This is a genomic window from Pseudochrobactrum sp. Wa41.01b-1, from assembly GCF_019464455.1.
Taxonomy (GTDB): domain Bacteria; phylum Pseudomonadota; class Alphaproteobacteria; order Rhizobiales; family Rhizobiaceae; genus Pseudochrobactrum; species Pseudochrobactrum saccharolyticum.
Window position 1 is genome coordinate 41473 of sequence record NZ_CP080493.1, and the last position, 17517, is coordinate 58989.

General features: G+C 51.3%; 14 protein-coding genes. 10 read left to right on the forward strand and 4 right to left on the reverse strand.

The window, feature by feature from the left end:
• Positions 1-348 precede the first annotated feature (348 nt).
• Positions 349-2136 carry an aspartate--tRNA ligase gene (gene aspS, locus K1X45_RS00225; protein WP_220159462.1) on the forward strand — a complete coding sequence of 596 codons (1788 nt, stop codon included), beginning with the start codon at positions 349-351 and terminating at the stop codon, positions 2134-2136.
• A gap of 123 nt (positions 2137-2259) precedes the next feature.
• Here aspS and K1X45_RS00230 read toward each other — a convergent pair whose 3' ends face one another.
• Complete coding sequence (locus K1X45_RS00230) at positions 2260-3501, reverse strand: hypothetical protein (RefSeq protein ID WP_116088176.1); 1242 nt, start codon at positions 3499-3501, stop codon at positions 2260-2262.
• A gap of 254 nt (positions 3502-3755) precedes the next feature.
• Here K1X45_RS00230 and parC point away from each other — a divergent pair, with 254 nt between their 5' ends.
• Both parC and K1X45_RS00240 read left to right on the forward strand, forming a co-directional pair.
• Positions 3756-6008 carry a DNA topoisomerase IV subunit A gene (parC, locus tag K1X45_RS00235; protein WP_220159463.1) on the forward strand — a complete coding sequence of 751 codons (2253 nt, stop codon included), beginning with the start codon at positions 3756-3758 and terminating at the stop codon, positions 6006-6008.
• A 77-nt stretch (positions 6009-6085) separates the two neighbouring features.
• Positions 6086-6514, forward strand: a complete 429-nt coding sequence (locus tag K1X45_RS00240) for a GNAT family N-acetyltransferase (protein WP_116088174.1) — start codon at positions 6086-6088, stop codon at positions 6512-6514.
• Between the two features lie 111 nt (positions 6515-6625).
• On the opposite strand, the gene K1X45_RS00245 is transcribed toward K1X45_RS00240, so the two are convergent.
• The 3 genes from K1X45_RS00245 to hemB form a co-directional block, all read right to left on the reverse strand.
• Complete coding sequence (locus K1X45_RS00245; protein ID WP_220159464.1) at positions 6626-7381, reverse strand: arginyltransferase; 756 nt, start codon at positions 7379-7381, stop codon at positions 6626-6628.
• 316 nt (positions 7382-7697) lie between these two features.
• Positions 7698-8168 (reverse strand): RDD family protein, encoded by a 471-nt coding sequence (locus K1X45_RS00250; protein WP_022710475.1) that lies wholly within the window; start codon positions 8166-8168, stop codon positions 7698-7700.
• 158 nt (positions 8169-8326) lie between these two features.
• Complete coding sequence (gene hemB / locus K1X45_RS00255) at positions 8327-9331, reverse strand: porphobilinogen synthase (protein WP_151157953.1); 1005 nt, start codon at positions 9329-9331, stop codon at positions 8327-8329.
• Between the two features lie 214 nt (positions 9332-9545).
• Here hemB and K1X45_RS00260 point away from each other — a divergent pair, with 214 nt between their 5' ends.
• From K1X45_RS00260 to ribD, 7 genes are all read left to right on the forward strand, one after another.
• Positions 9546-10631: an enoyl-CoA hydratase/isomerase family protein gene (locus tag K1X45_RS00260; RefSeq protein ID WP_220160334.1), complete on the forward strand. Its 1086-nt coding sequence runs from the start codon at positions 9546-9548 to the stop codon at positions 10629-10631.
• 8 nt (positions 10632-10639) lie between these two features.
• Entirely contained in the window at positions 10640-11071 is a 432-nt protein-coding gene (locus K1X45_RS00265) for a DUF6163 family protein (protein WP_075655865.1), read from the forward strand.
• A 179-nt stretch (positions 11072-11250) separates the two neighbouring features.
• Positions 11251-11796: a hypothetical protein gene (locus K1X45_RS00270; RefSeq protein ID WP_075655658.1), complete on the forward strand. Its 546-nt coding sequence runs from the start codon at positions 11251-11253 to the stop codon at positions 11794-11796.
• Between the two features lie 454 nt (positions 11797-12250).
• Positions 12251-13558 (forward strand): murein L,D-transpeptidase, encoded by a 1308-nt coding sequence (locus K1X45_RS00275; protein ID WP_075655656.1) that lies wholly within the window; start codon positions 12251-12253, stop codon positions 13556-13558.
• Positions 13559-14115: 557 nt separating this feature from the next.
• Complete coding sequence (glyA, locus tag K1X45_RS00280; protein ID WP_022710481.1) at positions 14116-15423, forward strand: serine hydroxymethyltransferase; 1308 nt, start codon at positions 14116-14118, stop codon at positions 15421-15423.
• A gap of 213 nt (positions 15424-15636) precedes the next feature.
• On the forward strand, positions 15637-16119 hold the full coding sequence (gene nrdR / locus K1X45_RS00285) for a transcriptional regulator NrdR (RefSeq protein WP_151157947.1): 483 nt from the start codon (positions 15637-15639) through the stop codon (positions 16117-16119).
• Between the two features lie 220 nt (positions 16120-16339).
• Complete coding sequence (gene ribD, locus K1X45_RS00290; RefSeq protein ID WP_022710483.1) at positions 16340-17512, forward strand: bifunctional diaminohydroxyphosphoribosylaminopyrimidine deaminase/5-amino-6-(5-phosphoribosylamino)uracil reductase RibD; 1173 nt, start codon at positions 16340-16342, stop codon at positions 17510-17512.
• The last annotated feature ends 5 nt before the right edge of the window (positions 17513-17517 follow it).

Here is a 17517-nt window from a genome sequence, read left to right on the forward strand (position 1 = left end):
AGCTTTGTCGCGGGGGCGTAAGCTTAAAAATCACATATGTTGTGACTTAGAGTATTTCCAGCAAAAGTGGGAACCGGTTTTGCGTCCGGAAATACGTGAAAATAAAAAAGCCAGAGCGTTTCAGACGATTCTATTGTAGCTAGAACTACTCTGGCTGCAATTCTAAGGGGGCTATTGTCTGTTGCTCACAGTTGTAAGCGGTTATAGAACATTCAAAATGAATCAATTTGGCTGTAGAAGGGTCTGACACTTGACTTTTTGCGGCCAAAATGCGCTTGTCCGACAACATAAAAATCAGATTTTATCTGCGATTTTACGTTTCTTACCACTCTTCTGAAGGCAGAAAACATGCATCGTTACCGCAGCCATACCTGCGAAGCCCTCCGCAAGTCGGATGTCGGCCAGACAGTTCGTCTTTCCGGCTGGGTTCATCGTGTCCGCGATCACGGCGGTATTCTCTTTATCGATATTCGCGACCACTATGGTTTGACCCAGATCGTTGCTGATCCGGAAAGCCCGGCATTTAAAGTTGCTGAAACCGTTCGCGGTGAATGGGTGATCCGCGTTGACGGTGAAGTAACCGCTCGTGCTGATGAGGCTGTAAATCCGAATTTGCCTACCGGTGAAATCGAAATCGTTGCCAAAGAGATCGAAGTTCTGGCCGCTGCCAAGGAGCTGCCTCTGCCGGTATTCGGTGAGCCGGACTATCCGGAAGATATCCGTCTGAAATACCGCTTCCTCGATCTGCGCCGCGACACGCTGCACAAAAACATCATGAAGCGCACCAAGATTATTTCTTCGATGCGCCGTCATATGAACGAGATCGGTTTCAACGAATTCACTACACCGATCCTGACCGCTTCTTCGCCTGAAGGCGCGCGCGACTTCCTCGTGCCGAGCCGTATTCACGAAGGTCAGTTCTATGCGCTGCCGCAGGCACCGCAGCAGTATAAGCAGCTGTTGATGGTGGCTGGTTTCGACCGCTATTTCCAGATTGCACCTTGCTTCCGCGATGAAGATCCGCGTGCAGATCGTCTGCCGGGCGAATTCTACCAGCTCGATCTCGAAATGAGCTTTGTCACTCAGGAAGAAGTCTGGGAGACAATGGAACCGGTTATGCGCGGCATTTTCGAAGAATTTGCTGAAGGCAAGCCGGTAACCCAGCAGTTCCGTCGTATCGCTTATGATGATGCGATCCGCACTTATGGTTCGGATAAGCCTGATCTGCGTAACCCGATTGAAATGCAGGCCGTGACCGGTCACTTTGCCGGTTCCGGTTTCAAAGTATTCGCAAACATGATCGCGAATGATCCTAAGGTTGAAGTATGGGCTATCCCTGCGAAAACCGGTGGTTCGCGCGCTTTCTGTGACCGCATGAATTCATGGGCGCAGGGTGAAGGTCAGCCGGGTCTCGGTTATATCTTCTGGCGTAAAGAAGGCGACAAGCTGGAAGGCGCTGGCCCGATTGCCAAGAATATCGGTGAAGAACGCGTTGAAGCGATCCGTACCCAGATGGGTCTGGAAGATGGCGACGCCTGCTTCTTCGTGGCTGGTCTGCCGTCGAAATTCTACAAATTTGCCGGTGATGCCCGTAACCGCGCTGGTGATGAGTTGAACCTCACCGATCGTGATCGTTTCGAACTGGCATGGATTATCGACTTCCCGTTCTATGAGTGGGACGAAGATAACAAGAAGCTCGACTTCGCCCATAACCCGTTCTCGATGCCGCAGGGTGGTCTGGAAGCGCTGAAAACGCAGGATCCGTTGTCGCTCAAAGCCTACCAGTACGATCTGGTTTGTAATGGTTTTGAAATCGCATCCGGTTCGATCCGTAACCAGCTTCCTGAAGTGATGGTCAAGGCGTTTGAACTGGTTGGCCTGAGTCAGCAGGATGTGGAAGATCGTTTCGGCGGCCTCTACCGTGCATTCCAGTATGGTGCGCCTCCGCATGGTGGTATGGCTGCCGGTATTGACCGCGTGGTTATGCTGCTCGTTGGTGCGAAAAACCTGCGCGATATCTCGCTGTTCCCGATGAACCAGCAGGCTGTTGATCTGCTGATGGGCGCACCGGCAGAAGTCACACCGGCTCAGCTGCGTGATCTGCATATCCGCGTGAACCCGATCAAAAAAGACTGATCTGTTTTAGGGGTAAATATTAGAAACGCCGCGTCTTAACGGACGCGGCGTTTTTTATTGCGCAATGTTCAGGCAATAAAAAACCCGGCTAAAAGCCGGGTTTCTTGTTCAGTTCAGAAGAACTTACTGGTTGGCAGTCAGTTTAACAGCCAGCAGGTCCAGAAGCTTCTTAGGGTCAGCAGTTGCAGTTGCTGCGATCAGAGCGAAGGAAACAGGGGCTTCCGGCTTTGCAGCAATTGTCAGAGACTTAGGATCGTCAAAATAGGTGTTGACCGCAGTCGTTGCCTGCATGGCGAAATCCGCATGGCCGAGATAGCCAACCATGATCGGCGCAATGCCTTTGATCTGGTTGACCATGTCTTCCTTGGAGATACCCTGCTGCTTGGCATAATAGTCGAGCAGTTTAGGGGTGAGGGATGAATCATCATAGCGGATAGCCATGTTGCTGATCGAAAGCTGCTGGATCAGACCGAGCATTGCCATACCGGCTGCATCGGAATTTTCCTTGTTTGCGCTCATTTCAGCGCTGGCCTGCTGTACGGATTTGATGAATTTTGCATCATAGCCGCCGAGCTTCATGGTGGTGTCGAATTTACCGACATCCTTGACGTCAAATTCCATCTTGTCGATGGCCAGATCGCCTTTTTCCGGTTCCCATGAGCCGGTCGAGGTTACAGCCATGCTCAGCTGTTTGTAGCCGAGATCGATCATCGGATTTGGTGTTTCCGAAGCTTCGTCATTGCCGGCGCTTGCATCTGCACCTTTGCGCAATGCATCCATTTTCTCGATGTCGAGATCAATAGACTTGATGCCGAAGCTCATCGCAACCGGAGTGCCCTTTGTGTAAGGGGTAGAGGTTGCGTAAATATCTTTCATGTTGACCATTTCTTCGCCATCTTCGTGGATGGTGAAGCTGTCAGCCTTCATGGTTTGATAATACAGCATTTTGACAACAGGATCCTGTTCGTCATCTGCTGCGAGATAGAGTTTGCCGATTTCGATGCCCTTCAGAGCGAAAGTGCTCTTGTCGTCTGTTTTTTCGAAATCCTGCAGGGTCGCAGTTTCCGCGGTGTAGGCACCTTTGTCGTTTTCAGCAACGTCTGTCAGAACAATGTCACCAACAGTGAAAGTGCCCATTTCAGCGGATTTGAAGTCGATTTTTGTGTCACGCAGGGTAACGGTTGAACCATCGGTGTCGACTTTGCCGAACTCGATTTTTGTACCCTGTTCTTCAAAGCGAGCCTGCAGACGCTTGGCGACATCATTTCCGTCGAGTGCATAAGCTGAACCAGCAAAGATCACAGTGAGTGCTGTAGCAACGGAAAGAGTGCGGGCTGCGGTATATAGCGGTTTCATAACCGGCATCAGAGGCTCCTTAAGTGTTGACCTAATTTTTACATACGAAATACTGTCATCGCCTAATAACATGGCAATTTTGTCATTTTCGTAACAGCCCGTTTATTTTACTGCAAGTCACACTTGAGGATGATCGAAAATCTGTTGTCATTATCGTTGTATTTTTGATGAAATAACGAGAATAATGCGGAAAACCGGCCTATTCACTGTGTGTAAACGCATCTTGACTTGCCGCAGAATCAGCCGCTTGCTAACCATATTCCATGGGAAATAATTTGATTCCGCCATCAGGCGGCGACGATCACGTTGAAACAGTTGATCTGAAATCGGCGCTCGAAGAGCGCTACCTTGCCTATGCGCTGTCCACGATCATGCATCGTGCGCTGCCGGATGTGCGCGACGGTCTGAAACCGGTTCACCGCCGCATCATGCATGCCATGCGCCTGCTGCGTCTTAATCCGGGCAGTGCCTATGCCAAATGCGCGCGTATTGTCGGTGACGTGATGGGTAAGTTCCACCCGCACGGTGATGCTTCTATTTATGATGCGCTGGCGCGACTGGCGCAGGATTTTGCCGTGCGCTATCCGCTGGTGGACGGGCAAGGCAACTTCGGCAATATTGACGGTGATAATCCGGCGGCTATGCGTTACACCGAAGCACGCATGACCGAAGTGGCGTCACTGCTGCTCGAAGGTATTACAGAAAACGCCATCGATTTTCGTCCGACTTACAATGAGGAAGACGAAGAACCGGTCGTTCTGCCCGGCGCTTTTCCTAACCTTCTCGCAAACGGCTCCTCCGGTATTGCTGTAGGTATGGCCACCAATATTCCGCCGCATAATGTGGCGGAGCTGTGTGATGCCGCGCTGCTGCTGATCCGCAATCCGCAGGCAACGGTTGAAGAACTGGTGCAAATTGTTCAGGGACCTGATCTTCCGACCGGCGGTGTGTTGGTTGAGCCAAAAGAGAATATTCTTGAGGCTTATCGCACAGGCCGCGGCGCATTCCGCGTGCGTGCGAAATGGGAGAAGGAAGATCTCGGTCGCGGTACATGGGTGGTGGTGATTACGGAAATTCCGTATCAGGTGCAGAAATCACGCCTGATTGAGAAAATCGCTGAACTGCTGCTGGCGAAGAAACTGCCGCTGCTTGATGATATCCGCGATGAGTCGGCCGAAGATATCCGCATTGTGCTGGAGCCGAAAAACCGCACGGTTGATCCTGAATTGCTGATGGAATCGCTGTTCAAGCTCACCGAGCTTGAAAGCCGTATTTCGCTGAATATGAACGTGCTTTCCCATGGCAAAGTACCGAATGTTCTCTCGCTGGGTGGTGTGCTGAAAGAATGGCTGGAACATCGTAAGGAAGTTCTGCAGCGCCGTTCACAATTCCGGCTTAATGAGATTGAAAAGCGGCTGGAAATTCTGGGCGGTTACCTGATTGCCTATCTCAATCTGGATGAGGTTATCCGCATCATCCGTGAAGAGGATGAGCCGAAACAGGAACTGATGCGTACGTTTAGCCTGACAGACATGCAGGCTGAGTCGATCCTGAATATGCGCCTGCGTTCCTTGCGCAAGCTGGAAGAATTTGAAATCCGCAAAGAGTTTGACGGGCTGACACTTGAAAAAGCGCAGCTTGAAGAATTGCTTGGTTCGGAAATCAAGCAGTGGAAGGCGATCAGCGGCGAAATCAAAAAGGTTCGCGAGACTTACGGGCCGGAAACCGCACTGGGTAAGCGCCGCACGCAATTTGCTGAAGCACCGAGCCATGATCTGGAAGATATTCATCAGGCAATGATCGAGCGTGAGCCGGTCACGATTGTGGTATCGGAAAAAGGCTGGATGCGCGCCATGAAAGGGCATCTGGCAGATTTCTCCAGCCTGTCCTTTAAAGAAGGCGACAAGCTGCATCTGGCTTTCCATGCGGAGACGACGGACAAGATTGTTGTGGCAACGACCGGCGGTAAATTCTTCACCATCGGCGCCAATACTTTGCCGGGTGGCCGTGGTCATGGCGAGCCGATCCGTATCATGGTCGATATGGACAATGATCAGGATATTCTGACCGCTTTTGTGCATGATGCATCTGCTAAATTGCTGCTGGCATCCCATGAGGGCTATGGCTTCATGATCAGCGAAAGCGAAGTCATTGCCAATACCCGTAAGGGCAAGCAGATCATGAATGTGAAACTGCCGGATGAGATGAAAATCTGTCAGCGTGTGACCGGTGATACTATGGCTGTTGTCGGCGAAAACCGCAAAATGCTGGTATTCCCGCTGTCGGAGCTGCCGGAACTGGCACGCGGTAAAGGTGTGCGTTTGCAGAAATACAAAGACGGCGGTGTGTCCGACATCCGCAGCTTTGCTATCGAGCAGGGGCTGACATGGCAGGATTCCGCTGATCGCACATTCACACGCAGTAAAGAAGAATTGCTCGAATGGACGGGTGCACGCGCTTCCGCCGGACGGATGGTGCCGAAGGGGTTCCCGCGCACCGGTAAATTCACTTCGTAAAATACAGGCAGAGTGGCTTCTTGTAGGGAAGAAGCCGCTCTGATTGCTGATAAACCAATGGGAAGAAACCTTTAGCCATGCCTGCTGAATCAAAATATCAGGTGCTGCATCAGATTCCGGATGTGCAAACTTATTGTCATCTGCGCACTGCCAGCGGCCTCAGTGCAAAAACAACAGACGCAGCCGAACGCGGTCTGAAGAATTCATTATTCGCCGTGCAGATTGCCGATGGCGATCAGATTATCGGCATGGGACGCGTCATTGGTGACGGCGGCACAACCTATCAGGTTTGCGATATTGCAGTGCTGCCTGATTATCAGGGGCAGGGACTTGGCAAGCGGATTATGCTTGAGATCAAAGCCTATCTGGATGAACATGCGCCGGAGAGCGCCTATGTCAGTCTGATCGCTGATGGTCCTGCACAGCATCTTTATGCGCAATACGGTTTTTCGCCGGTTACGCCTGCCTCAATCGGCATGGCCTACAAAGTAGGGCGTAAAAGCTGAAGCATGTTACGCAAAAATATATGAATCTCATTATGAGATTTATCATCTAGCAAATTGAATTTATTGCTTAATATAAAAACACCCGCATGGTTCTCATGCGGGTGTTTTGATTTAATCTGCAATATCTGTACGCAGCCAGCCATTGGTTGTGAGATGTTCCTGCGGCTTGAAGCGGGTTTTATAATGCATCTTTTCGGAGCCGTTGACCCAGTATCCCAAATAAACATGCGGCAGGCCAAGCGCATTGCAGCGCATAATATGGTCGAGAATAATATAGGTGCCGAGTGAGCGGTCAGCCAGTTCCGGATTGAAGAACGAATAGACCATCGATACGCCGTCACCCATCACATCGGTAAGGGCGGCAGCAATCAGCGGACCATCGCCTTTGCCGGTAATCATCGTATCGGCACCACGCATACGATATTCGATGATCTGCGTGTTCACATGGCTGTCCTCAACCATCATTGCATAATCAAGTACGGACATTTCCGACATACCGCCATTATGATGACGGTGATTGAGATAATCATGGAACAGGGAATATTGTTCGGAACTTGGCTCAGCTTTATTGGCAAAACCAATGAGATCCTGATTGCGTTTCCAGATGCGGCGCATGGAGCGCGTCATCTGAAATTCGCCGGCGAGAATACGCACGGACACGCAGGCATTGCAGCTTTCACAGGCGGGTCGATAGGCGATATTTTGCGAACGTCGGAAGCCGGCCTGTGTCAGCAGATCATTGAGTTCCGGCGCACGGCTGCCAACCAGATGTGTAAAAACCTTCCGCTCTGCGCGATTGTCCAGATAAGGACATTCAGACGGGGCGGTGAGATAAAATTGCTGCGGTTGCGGTTGATGTTGTGTCATGTTTCGCCTGTCAAAACGCAATAAAGACGAATTGTAAAATTCACGTCTGTAATTGTGCAGTTAAAGGCCTGCAGAGTGGTTAATAATAATTGAAAACGAAGATATGTAAAATCCCGCTTTTGTGATTTAGAGCGTCAGGCTCCTCTTTGGGTGCACAAAACTCGTTCCAGAGCGGTTTACATCCAGATTGGATCACAGCACTCGCTCTAGATTCTTTAGTTTGTCGCATTTCATAGCGCATAAAAGGCGATAAAAAAGCTGGTAATGCAAACAGCGCGGAAATACCCGCGCTGTTCACGTTCAACTTGCCGTCTTGTTACGGATTGGTACGGATAATCACCGCGCCGAGCAGCATGTCGTGTACGCCGCGTTTATAATCCAGAAACAGGGTTGCCAGCAGGATCAGCGGGGTAAGTACTGTGCAGGAAGCCCAGAACAAAACCGAGTGAACCACCGCAAACAGGCCGTCAACCGGATTGCCGTCCATACGCTCGATGCGAATACCCATCATTCGCATACCTGTGGTGGCTTTATTACGTCCGCCGACTGTAAAATATACATAAGGCAGCGCCACCAGCGGCAGCAGGATACCATAGAGCATCCAGCCCAGACCCAGCGTCAGAATACCCAGAAAAGCGATGATGATCGCGACAGGGATACACAGCAAAAGCACAATGAAATAGTCGATCAGAAAGGCGAATACGCGTCTGGTGCGCACACCTTCATAGAGGCGACGGTCTTCAAAACGCGGCAGAACAATATCATTATTGATTGTTCGGTCATTCATCGGCTTATGGTTTCTCCTTTTAAACTTACAAACAAGGAGATAGGAAGCCGCGGTGCCGATTTCAAGATTGCCCGCCGGTAAGCCCTCTAAATGCAATTCCATATAAAAAAGCGCATTCTGCCGATGGCGGAATGCGCATTTAAAAAACATAGACGGGATCAGGCGTTTTTGAGTTTCTCAGCCACTTCCAGAGCGAAATAAGTGAGAATACCGTCGCAACCGGCACGTTTGAATGCCAGCAGACTTTCCAGCATGACTTTCTCTTCATCGATCCAGCCATTCTGACCGGCAGCTTTGATCATCGCATATTCGCCGGAGACCTGATAGGCGAAGGTCGGCAGGGCAAACTGGCTTTTGATACGCTGGATAATGTCGAGATAAGGCAAACCCGGTTTGACCATCAGCATATCCGCGCCTTCCAGCACATCCTGCTCGGCTTCGCGCAGCGCTTCATCCGTATTGGCCGGATCAAGATAATAGGTTTTCTTGTCGCCTTTCAGCACACCTGCCGTGCCGATCGCTTCACGGTAAGGACCGTAGAAAGCGGAAGCGAATTTGGTGGCATAGGACATGATCGGCAAATGCTGGAAACCATTGGCATCCAGTGCATCGCGGATTGCGCCGATACGGCCGTCCATCATATCGGAAGGAGCAATAATATCCGCACCGGCCTCAGCCTGAGCCAGCGCGCCGCGCACAACCATCTCTACGGATTCATCATTGAGAATAATACCGTCGCGCAAAATTCCGTCATGGCCGTCCGTGGTGAAAGGATCGAGCGCGGCATCGGTAATAATGCCGATTTCCGGAATTTCCTTTTTGATCGCGCGGGTCACCGAATTGATGAGATTGTCAGGATTGGCAATATAGGAGCCGTCCTGCGTTTTAATCCGCGCCGGTTCATTCGGGAAAGGTGCGATGGCCGGAATGCCGAGTTTTGCAGCTTTTTCTGCCTGACGCACAGCCATATCCACGGAATAACGATGAACACCCGGCATTGCGGCAATCGGCGAGGCGACATTGCTGCCTTCACAGACAAAAAACGGCCAGATCAGATCATTGACGCTTAAACTGTTTTCCTGAACCAGACGGCGTGACCATTCGGTACGGCGCGTACGGCGCAGGCGGCGGCTTTGGGTGATCTCATCAATGTTACGCATCATGTCTTTCCGTATTTCGGCCTATGAAACTGCAATTTTCTGCAGCGCAGACTTCGATGAGGGAGCCTTAACACCCAAATCGTGGTTACAGCTTGATAAAAACAATTTTTGAGGTGTGAAACATTGCCGCGCTTGCTTTACTCACTTATGAATCATGCTTCAATGCGGGAGAGGAAAATCAATGAATAAGGTGCATCAGAGCGGAGGAAGCGGCGTGATGATATCTGATTTCAAGGAGAATTTCGGCGGCGATGATGAAGTTGCTTTTACTATGCAAGGTTCTGCAGGGCTGATCCGGCTGACCCGTCCGAAAGCGCTGAATGCTCTGACACACAAAATGGTGCAGGCAATGGAGCGTGCATTGCTGCATTGGGCTGATGAGCCTCAGGTGAAAACCGTGATCGTTGAAGGCGAAGGGCGTGCATTCTGTGCCGGTGGTGACGTTGTGGCTGCCTATCACGCAGGCAGAAACGGTACGCCTGCCTATGATTTCTTTCAGGATGAATATCGCCTCAACCGCCTCATCGGCTCCTATAAAAAACCTTATATTGCTTTGCTTGACGGCATTACCATGGGCGGTGGTGCCGGAATATCCGTTCATGGTTCACACCGGATTGTGACCGAGAATACGCTGTTCGCTATGCCGGAAAGCGGGATCGGTTTTTTCACCGACGTGGGCGGTAGTGCGTTTTTACCTGCCTTGCCGGACAAGTTCGGTTTCTATCTCGGCTTAACCGGCTCGGCGATCCGCTGGGGTGATTGTTTGCAGAGCGGGATTGCCACGCACGCGCTGAAAGCTGAACTGCTGGCGGAATTGCGTGAGCGGCTGATCGGCGGTGAACAGCCGGATGATATACTTCTGTCTATGCAGTCGGATGTGCCCGACTGGGAAATGCCGGAACAGGACAGGGCGCTGATTGCCCGATGCTGTAAGGCGGAGAGTGTGGAGCAGGTTCTCGCGCAATTCTCAGACGCCGGAGAGGCCGGCAATGAGAAAGCCGCAGCCATTGCAGAACTGCTGGGTAAGCGTTCGCCAACCAGTCTGAAAGCGATTTTCACGCTATTTCAGGATGCTGAAGCATTTATTCGTGCAAACAGAGAGCTGAGCTACAGCGCACGCTTGGATAGACAGATGCAAATAGAGTACGCTCTGGCAGAGATTCTGCTGCAAGGGCATGATTTTTATGCCGGTGTCGGTGCTGTTCTGATCGACAAGACCGGTAATCCGCTATGGAACCCTGCAACATTGGTGCAGGTGCAATTACCGGATTTTCTAAACGTTAAAGACATTAAACAAGGGTAATGAGTCGCATGATGGATGATCAGCTGAGACTGCGCACGGGAGATTCAGCCCTGCATAGCTGGTTCATTCTGTTTATCCGCTTTGTCGCGCTGGTTTGCCTTGTCGGTGGTGTTTATTACTGGTTGCGGCTGATCGGTCTATATCCGGGACTGCTATGGCGTTTCGATCTGATGCCGTGGCAATGGCAGACAATCTGTGTGAGTCTCGCGATTGCGCTGCCGATTGTTGCGACCGGCCTGTGGATCCGTGCCTCATGGGGCGCTGTGCTATGGGTGATTACGGCTGTGGCTCAGGCTTTGATTTACACAGTTTTTGCACGGTTCTTTGAATATTTTCCGGCGCTGGCAGCCGTCAATATTGCATTTCTGCTGATCTATATCGCTTTTCGTATCGGCCTGTTTTTGCAGGGTAAACGTGCACTGGCAACGCCTGTCCGCTAAAACTGGAATAATGACCGGATTGAGAGAGCCGGTTGTTAACCACTTGTTAGCCCTGTGGCTTAAGCCGAAGTTCACCGCTATTTCTTAAAGTCTCCTGAGGCAAATTTCAGTTTCTGCGCGCTTCCGCATTCGGAGGCGGCTGGCTGATCTTGTGCTTTGGAAAAGCGGAGACAAGCTGCATGCAAACGCAAGAGCCGTTTCAGACATCATTATCCGGTATGGGACATGCAGGTTCCCGTTCCGGTGAAGGAACAGGCTTGCAGGTTCTGTGTCTGGAAGTCGAGCGGCAGCTGAACCGGCATTATAAGCGGGTTCTGGCATTTTTTGACGATGCTTTTTCCGGCCGGCAGGATTATCCGCTGAATGCCGAACAGGCATTGATGCTGTTTTGTATCAGTCTTGGTCTGCGTGATACTGTCCAGCTTTATCGTATGGTTGAGCCCGTCACATCACAATCGGTGGTAATGCTGGCAAGCCTGTTTGCGCAAGGCTATGTGACTTCCGGTGCGGATGAGACGGCGGCGGGCGGAGCAGATCTGGCCGTTCTTGCGCTTACTGAAAAAGGGCAGGCAGTGGCAGACGGCCTCTATGAGCTCTATACTTTTGTATTTCTGGAGACATCGGGCAGGGAAGTGCCGGATGCTGCACGTCTCGCCTCTATGCATAACTCTTTGCGACGCCTGCAAAAATTCAGCCACATGCATGGCAGACCTGCTGAGCTGTAATGCCGACAGGGGGGGGGGCAGTTCTGATCGTTGCGAAATGGCCACATTCACTTATTAAGCTTATCTGCAATAATAATTTTCAGTTTGTGATGAATGTAATGACTTGCCGGAATACCCGCAGACATGTTTAAGCCACAAAACTGATTATAGCGGTAAAGTCCCGCAGGATGTTTTGTGTTTAGGCAACTGATGCGTGTTCAGTCAGTTATACTGCTATTCGGGTTTGTTTTAGTTTCAGAGTTAAAGTTGAGCGCATCCCGAAAAGTGGGAACCGGTTTTCGGATAAGATGCACGTATAGAGCTTAATAAAGCGACAGAGCATCTCCAATACTTAGTTTTAGATTGAGAATGCTCTGGAGCGCAGGAAGTTTAAGACTTTTCTGCTGATATGTCTGTGTCATGCGGCAAGCTTCCGGTGTGCCACGTCCTGTTACGGCGGATTGAGGATCAAAGAATGAAGCATAATGTAAAAGACAGCAAAACAACCAAGGCACTTGACCGCCGTTTGTTTTTGCGGGGCGCTGCCGGTCTGGGACTGGCTGCTTTGTCGGTACCGGCAGTTTCTTCTGCGGCACTTGCTCAGGCTGTCGGCCTGAATGATGTGCTGTCATCCGGCCGTCGCGGTAACTGGAACGATACATTCGATGCACGCGGCACCGGCGGTGCCAAAGCTATCGCCACCAATCAGCCGATTATGAGCCCGCAGACGCTGAATTATATCAGCGAAGCGATCAATCAGTATAATAATATTGTCGCCAATGGCGGCTGGCCGGTTGTGCCGGGCAATGAGCGCCTGCGTCTGGGTATGAAAAGTCAGGTTGTGCCGATCCTGCGTCAGCGCCTGATGATCTCCGGCGATCTGCCTCAGGGCATCGGTGCTTCCAATTCTTTTGATACTTATGTAGATGCGGCCGTAAAGCGCTTTCAGGCACGCCACGGTCTGCCTGCTGACGGCGTGATGGGCGATGTGACCTATAAGGCGCTCAATGTCAGTGCCGATGTCCGTCTTGGTCAGCTCAATACCAATCTGCAGCGTCTTGGCTCGCTGGCCAATGTCGATCAGACGCGCTTTGTCATGGTCAATATTCCGGCAGCACAGATCGAGGCGATTGAAAATGGCCGCGTAGTGCAGCGCCATACCGCCGTTGTCGGTAAGATCGACCGTCAGACACCGATCCTGACTTCAAAAATTCATGAAGTGATCCTCAATCCATACTGGACAGCGCCAAAGTCGATCATCCGCAAGGATATCATTCCTTTGATGCGTAAAGATCCGCAATATCTGACCAAGAACAAGATCCGCCTTTACGATGGTCAGGGACAGGAAGTTCCGCCGGAAACCGTTGACTGGAACACGGAAGATGCAGTGAAGCTGATGTTCCGTCAGGATCCGGGCAAGATCAATGCCATGGCTTCGACCAAAATCAACTTCCATAACAGCCATGCTGTTTATATGCATGACACACCACAGAAGGGCACTTTCAACAATCTGATGCGTTTTGACTCGTCAGGCTGTATCCGCGTGCAGAATATCCGCGATCTGGATGTGTGGCTGCTGAAAAATACCGGCGGCTGGGATCGTCAGACTATCGAAGATACAATTAAGAGCGGTCAGAATAATCCGATTCAGGTGGCTGACCCTGTGGCGCTGTATTTTGTCTATATTTCCGCATGGTCTACCGGTGACGGTATTCCGCAGTTCCGTGATGATATTTACAAGATGGACGGTGCTTCGGAACTGGCAATCGGTACAGCGATCTGATCTTGCACAGCCTGAGGTCGCAATAATGCTGGTGCAGTTCCAAAAAATGCACCAGCCGGATGGCTAAGCAGAAGCATGGTCTATTAATTAACGTCTGAATTTAAAGCCGCCTTCGGGCGGCTTTTTTCTATTTAAACGATATAAATGGGACTTTAGCCGTTTTACGTCATGGCATATCGCCTGTTGGCCATGGAGCAGGTGTTACAAGTGTGATATTGCCACCCGACATAGGAATGGGCTAGAGCATTTCCAGCAAAAGTGCGAAGCGGTTTTGCGTAGGATAATGCGTAAAAAAGAGTTAGAGCGGCTCCGATAAATCGTTTACTGCCGGAGCAGCTCTAACCCTCAAACAACATTGAATTTACGTGCTTTTTGTTTCGCATTTTGATATGCGGACAGACATTGAGCGTATCCCGAAAAGCGGGAACCGGTTTTCGGATAAGATACGCGTCAAAAAAATAGCGAGGAATTCCATGACCGTCGCATACAGGCGGCGGGAATGGTGTCTGATTGACTTTTGACTGGGAAATTGACCGGGAACCGGAAGGGAATAGGATATGTCGCAGGCGAACAGTGCTTCTCTCGAAGCATTCTTTAATAAGGGTCTTGAAGAAGCGGATGCTGAAATTTTCGGCGCAATCCGTAAGGAGCTTGGCCGTCAGCGTCACGAAATCGAGCTGATTGCATCGGAAAATATCGTTTCCCGCGCAGTGCTTGAAGCTCAGGGTTCAATCCTCACCAATAAATATGCCGAAGGTTATCCGGGTAAGCGCTATTATGGCGGCTGCCAGTATGTTGATATCGTTGAAGAACTGGCGATTGAACGTGCGAAGAAACTGTTCGGCGCAGAATTCGTCAACGTGCAGCCAAATTCCGGTAGCCAGATGAATCAGGCTGTATTCCTCGCGCTGCTGCAGCCGGGCGATACATTCATGGGTCTGGATCTGAATTCCGGTGGTCACCTGACCCACGGTTCTCCGGTTAATATGTCCGGTAAATGGTTCAATGTTGTATCCTATGGTGTGCGTGAAGACGATCACCTGCTGGATATGGATGAAGTGGCACGTCTTGCCCGCGAACATAAGCCAAAGCTGATTTTGGCTGGTGGTACTGCCTATTCCCGTATCTGGGACTGGAAGCGCTTCCGTGAAATCGCCGATGAAGTCGGTGCATATCTGATGGTTGATATGGCGCATATTGCCGGTCTGGTTGCTGCCGGTGTGCATCCGTCGCCTGTGCCGCATGCTCATGTCTGCACCACCACCACCCACAAATCCCTGCGCGGCCCGCGCGGTGGTATGATTATGACCAATGATGGTGATCTGGCCAAGAAGTTCAACTCGGCTGTATTCCCGGGTCTTCAGGGCGGCCCGCTGATGCATGTGATCGCCGGTAAAGCGGTTGCACTGGCAGAAGCGCTGCAGCCTGAATTCAAGCTCTATGCGCAGAATGTTGTGGCAAATGCCAAGGCTCTGGCAGAGAACCTGAAGAAAAACGGTCTTGATATCGTTTCCGGCGGCACCGACAACCATCTGATGCTGGTTGACCTGCGTCCGAAGAATGCGACCGGCAAACGCGCTGAAGCAGCGTTAGGCCGTGCCAATATCACCACCAACAAAAACGGTATTCCGTTCGATCCTGAGAAGCCTTTTGTGACTTCCGGTATCCGTCTCGGCACACCGGCCGGTACAACCCGCGGCTTCGGTATCAAGGAATTCGAACAGATCGGTGATATGATCACTGAAGTGCTCGACGGTCTTAAAGCTGCCAATTCTGATGAAGGCAATGCAGCTGTTGAACAGGCTGTTCAGAAAAAAGTTGTGGAGCTGACCGAAGGCTTCCCGATGTATGGCTATCTGGGCTAAGCCGGTTGTGACTATGTTGTAATTTCAGACGCCGCGTATCACATAAGTGTTACGCGGCGTTTTTGTCTGTGCAGCTTGCCGGACATAGCTGATGACAAAGCAGCCTATCTGCTTTAGATAATTTCAATCTGAGTGAATTATAGTCGTTTACAACCTGTCAGGCTGGAATGGCTGCCGTGCTGCAAGGCGCGGTAACAAGTTGAGAGTTGAGCCATGCGCTGTCCGTTTTGTCAGTCTGAAGATACGCAGGTCAAAGATTCCCGTCCGGCGGAAGACGGTTCGGTCATCCGCAGGCGCCGTGTCTGTTCTGTATGTGGCGGCAGGTTCACGACATTTGAGCGCGTACAGTTGCGCGAACTGATGGTGGTCAAGAAAAGCGGCCGCCGTGTGCCTTTCGACCGCGATAAGCTGATGCATTCGGTGCAGGTTGCGCTGCGCAAGCGCGAGGTGGACAGTGACCGCGTGGAACGCGCTGTTTCTGGTATTGTGCGCCAGCTGGAAAGTTCCGGTGAGGTCGAAATTCCGTCAGAAGAGATCGGCCGTCTGGCAATGGAAGCACTGAAGGGCGTGGACGATATTGCCTATATCCGTTTCGCTTCTGTTTATCGTAATTTCAGTGTTGCCAAAGACTTCCACAATGTCATTGATGAGCTTGGCCATCCGGAAAATGCTGTATCATCGAGCAATGAGGATTAAAGTTCAGAGCGCATAATGTGCTCTGGCTTTGGGCAGGTTTCTGCTTTTGAATAAGAATTTGAGGCATGGATGTTCGTTGAACCTGATGCCTCTTGTGAACTGAATGCATATTGGCAACTGAAAATTGTTTCGGGTCAGATGCGTGTTAAAGTAAATAGGTTTTGAATCTGTTTGGCTTAAAGGCAGGCGGTACAAAACACTCCGTACTGGAATTTGGCATATGAATGAACCTCAGAACGCGACAGCCCGTCAGACCCATTCTGGCGAGGGAAGTGCATCGGAGCTTGATAAGCGCTTTATGGCGGCTGCAATCCGCTATTCACGCCGCCATCTTGGTATTACGGGAACCAATCCTTCTGTGGCGACGCTGATTGTAGCGGATAACGGCCACGGGCCGGTGATTGTCGGGCGTGGTGTGACAGCTGAAGGCGGACGTCCGCATGCAGAAACACAAGCGCTGGCAGAAGCCGGAGAACTGGCAAAGGGCGCAACCGCCTATGTCACGCTGGAACCTTGCGCTCATCACGGTCACACACCGCCTTGCGCTTCTGCGCTGGTCACTGCAGGCATCAAGCGCGTTGTTGCTTCGAGCAGCGATCCTGATCCGCGTGTTGCAGGCCGTGGTTACCAGATTTTGCGTGATGCAGGGCTGGAAGTTGTCACCGATGTTTGCCGCGAGCAGGGCGACGATGAACTGGCAGGCTATCTGTCGCGCTCTTTCCGCAAGCGTCCGGAAGTGATGCTGAAGCTGGCTCTGTCGGTTGATGGCTATGTCGGCTGCGTCGGACGTGGTCAGATTGCCATTACCGGTGCGGTCAGTATTGCGCAGGTGCATATGCGCCGCGCCCAGACCGATGCGATTATGATTGGTGTCGGAACGGTTATAGCGGATGATCCGGTACTGAATACCCGTTTGCCGGGGCTGCAGGATCGTTCGCCGATCCGCGTTATTCTCGATAGCGAGTTGCGTATTCCGCTCACATCCAAACTGGTGCGTTCCGCGCGTCAGGTGCCTTTGTGGATTGCTGCCAGCAATAATGCTGATCCGGCAAAACGCCAGCAACTGATTGAAGCCGGATGCCGTATTCTGGCAACGGAATGCGAGGATGAAAAAATCGCTCTGCCGGAACTGCTGGATGACCTTGCAGCGCAGGGCATTGCCACAGTCATGGTAGAAGGCGGCGCAGTTGTTGCACAGGCTTTTCTGGCACAGGGACTGGTTGATAAGCTGATGATTTTTGACGGCCCGAACCCGATCCTTTCCAACGGAGATGGTCAGGCGCTGGCGGTTGAGGGTTTGCAGGCTTTCATTGATGCGGATTTTGTCAAAACCGGCGAAAGCCATTTTGCGTCAGATGTTTTGAGTGAGTACAAGCGCAAAGCAGGTTTTTGATAAGC

Excerpts from the sequence above, each read along its gene's own strand:
- nrdR (WP_151157947.1), top strand. The coding sequence starts at position 15,637 with ATGCGCTGTCCGTTTTGTCAGTCTGAAGATACGCAGGTCAAAGATTCC.
- K1X45_RS00260 (WP_220160334.1), top strand. The coding sequence starts at position 9,546 with ATGATATCTGATTTCAAGGAGAATTTCGGCGGCGATGATGAAGTTGCT.
- K1X45_RS00250 (WP_022710475.1), bottom strand. The coding sequence starts at position 8,168 with ATGAATGACCGAACAATCAATAATGATATTGTTCTGCCGCGTTTTGAA.
- K1X45_RS00245 (WP_220159464.1), bottom strand. The coding sequence starts at position 7,381 with ATGACACAACATCAACCGCAACCGCAGCAATTTTATCTCACCGCCCCG.
- K1X45_RS00270 (WP_075655658.1), top strand. The coding sequence starts at position 11,251 with ATGCAAACGCAAGAGCCGTTTCAGACATCATTATCCGGTATGGGACAT.
- K1X45_RS00265 (WP_075655865.1), top strand. The coding sequence starts at position 10,640 with ATGATGGATGATCAGCTGAGACTGCGCACGGGAGATTCAGCCCTGCAT.
- K1X45_RS00275 (WP_075655656.1), top strand. The coding sequence starts at position 12,251 with ATGAAGCATAATGTAAAAGACAGCAAAACAACCAAGGCACTTGACCGC.
- ribD (WP_022710483.1), top strand. The coding sequence starts at position 16,340 with ATGAATGAACCTCAGAACGCGACAGCCCGTCAGACCCATTCTGGCGAG.
- K1X45_RS00240 (WP_116088174.1), top strand. The coding sequence starts at position 6,086 with ATGCCTGCTGAATCAAAATATCAGGTGCTGCATCAGATTCCGGATGTG.
- K1X45_RS00230 (WP_116088176.1), bottom strand. The coding sequence starts at position 3,501 with ATGCCGGTTATGAAACCGCTATATACCGCAGCCCGCACTCTTTCCGTT.
- glyA (WP_022710481.1), top strand. The coding sequence starts at position 14,116 with ATGTCGCAGGCGAACAGTGCTTCTCTCGAAGCATTCTTTAATAAGGGT.
- parC (WP_220159463.1), top strand. The coding sequence starts at position 3,756 with ATGGGAAATAATTTGATTCCGCCATCAGGCGGCGACGATCACGTTGAA.
- hemB (WP_151157953.1), bottom strand. The coding sequence starts at position 9,331 with ATGATGCGTAACATTGATGAGATCACCCAAAGCCGCCGCCTGCGCCGT.
- aspS (WP_220159462.1), top strand. The coding sequence starts at position 349 with ATGCATCGTTACCGCAGCCATACCTGCGAAGCCCTCCGCAAGTCGGAT.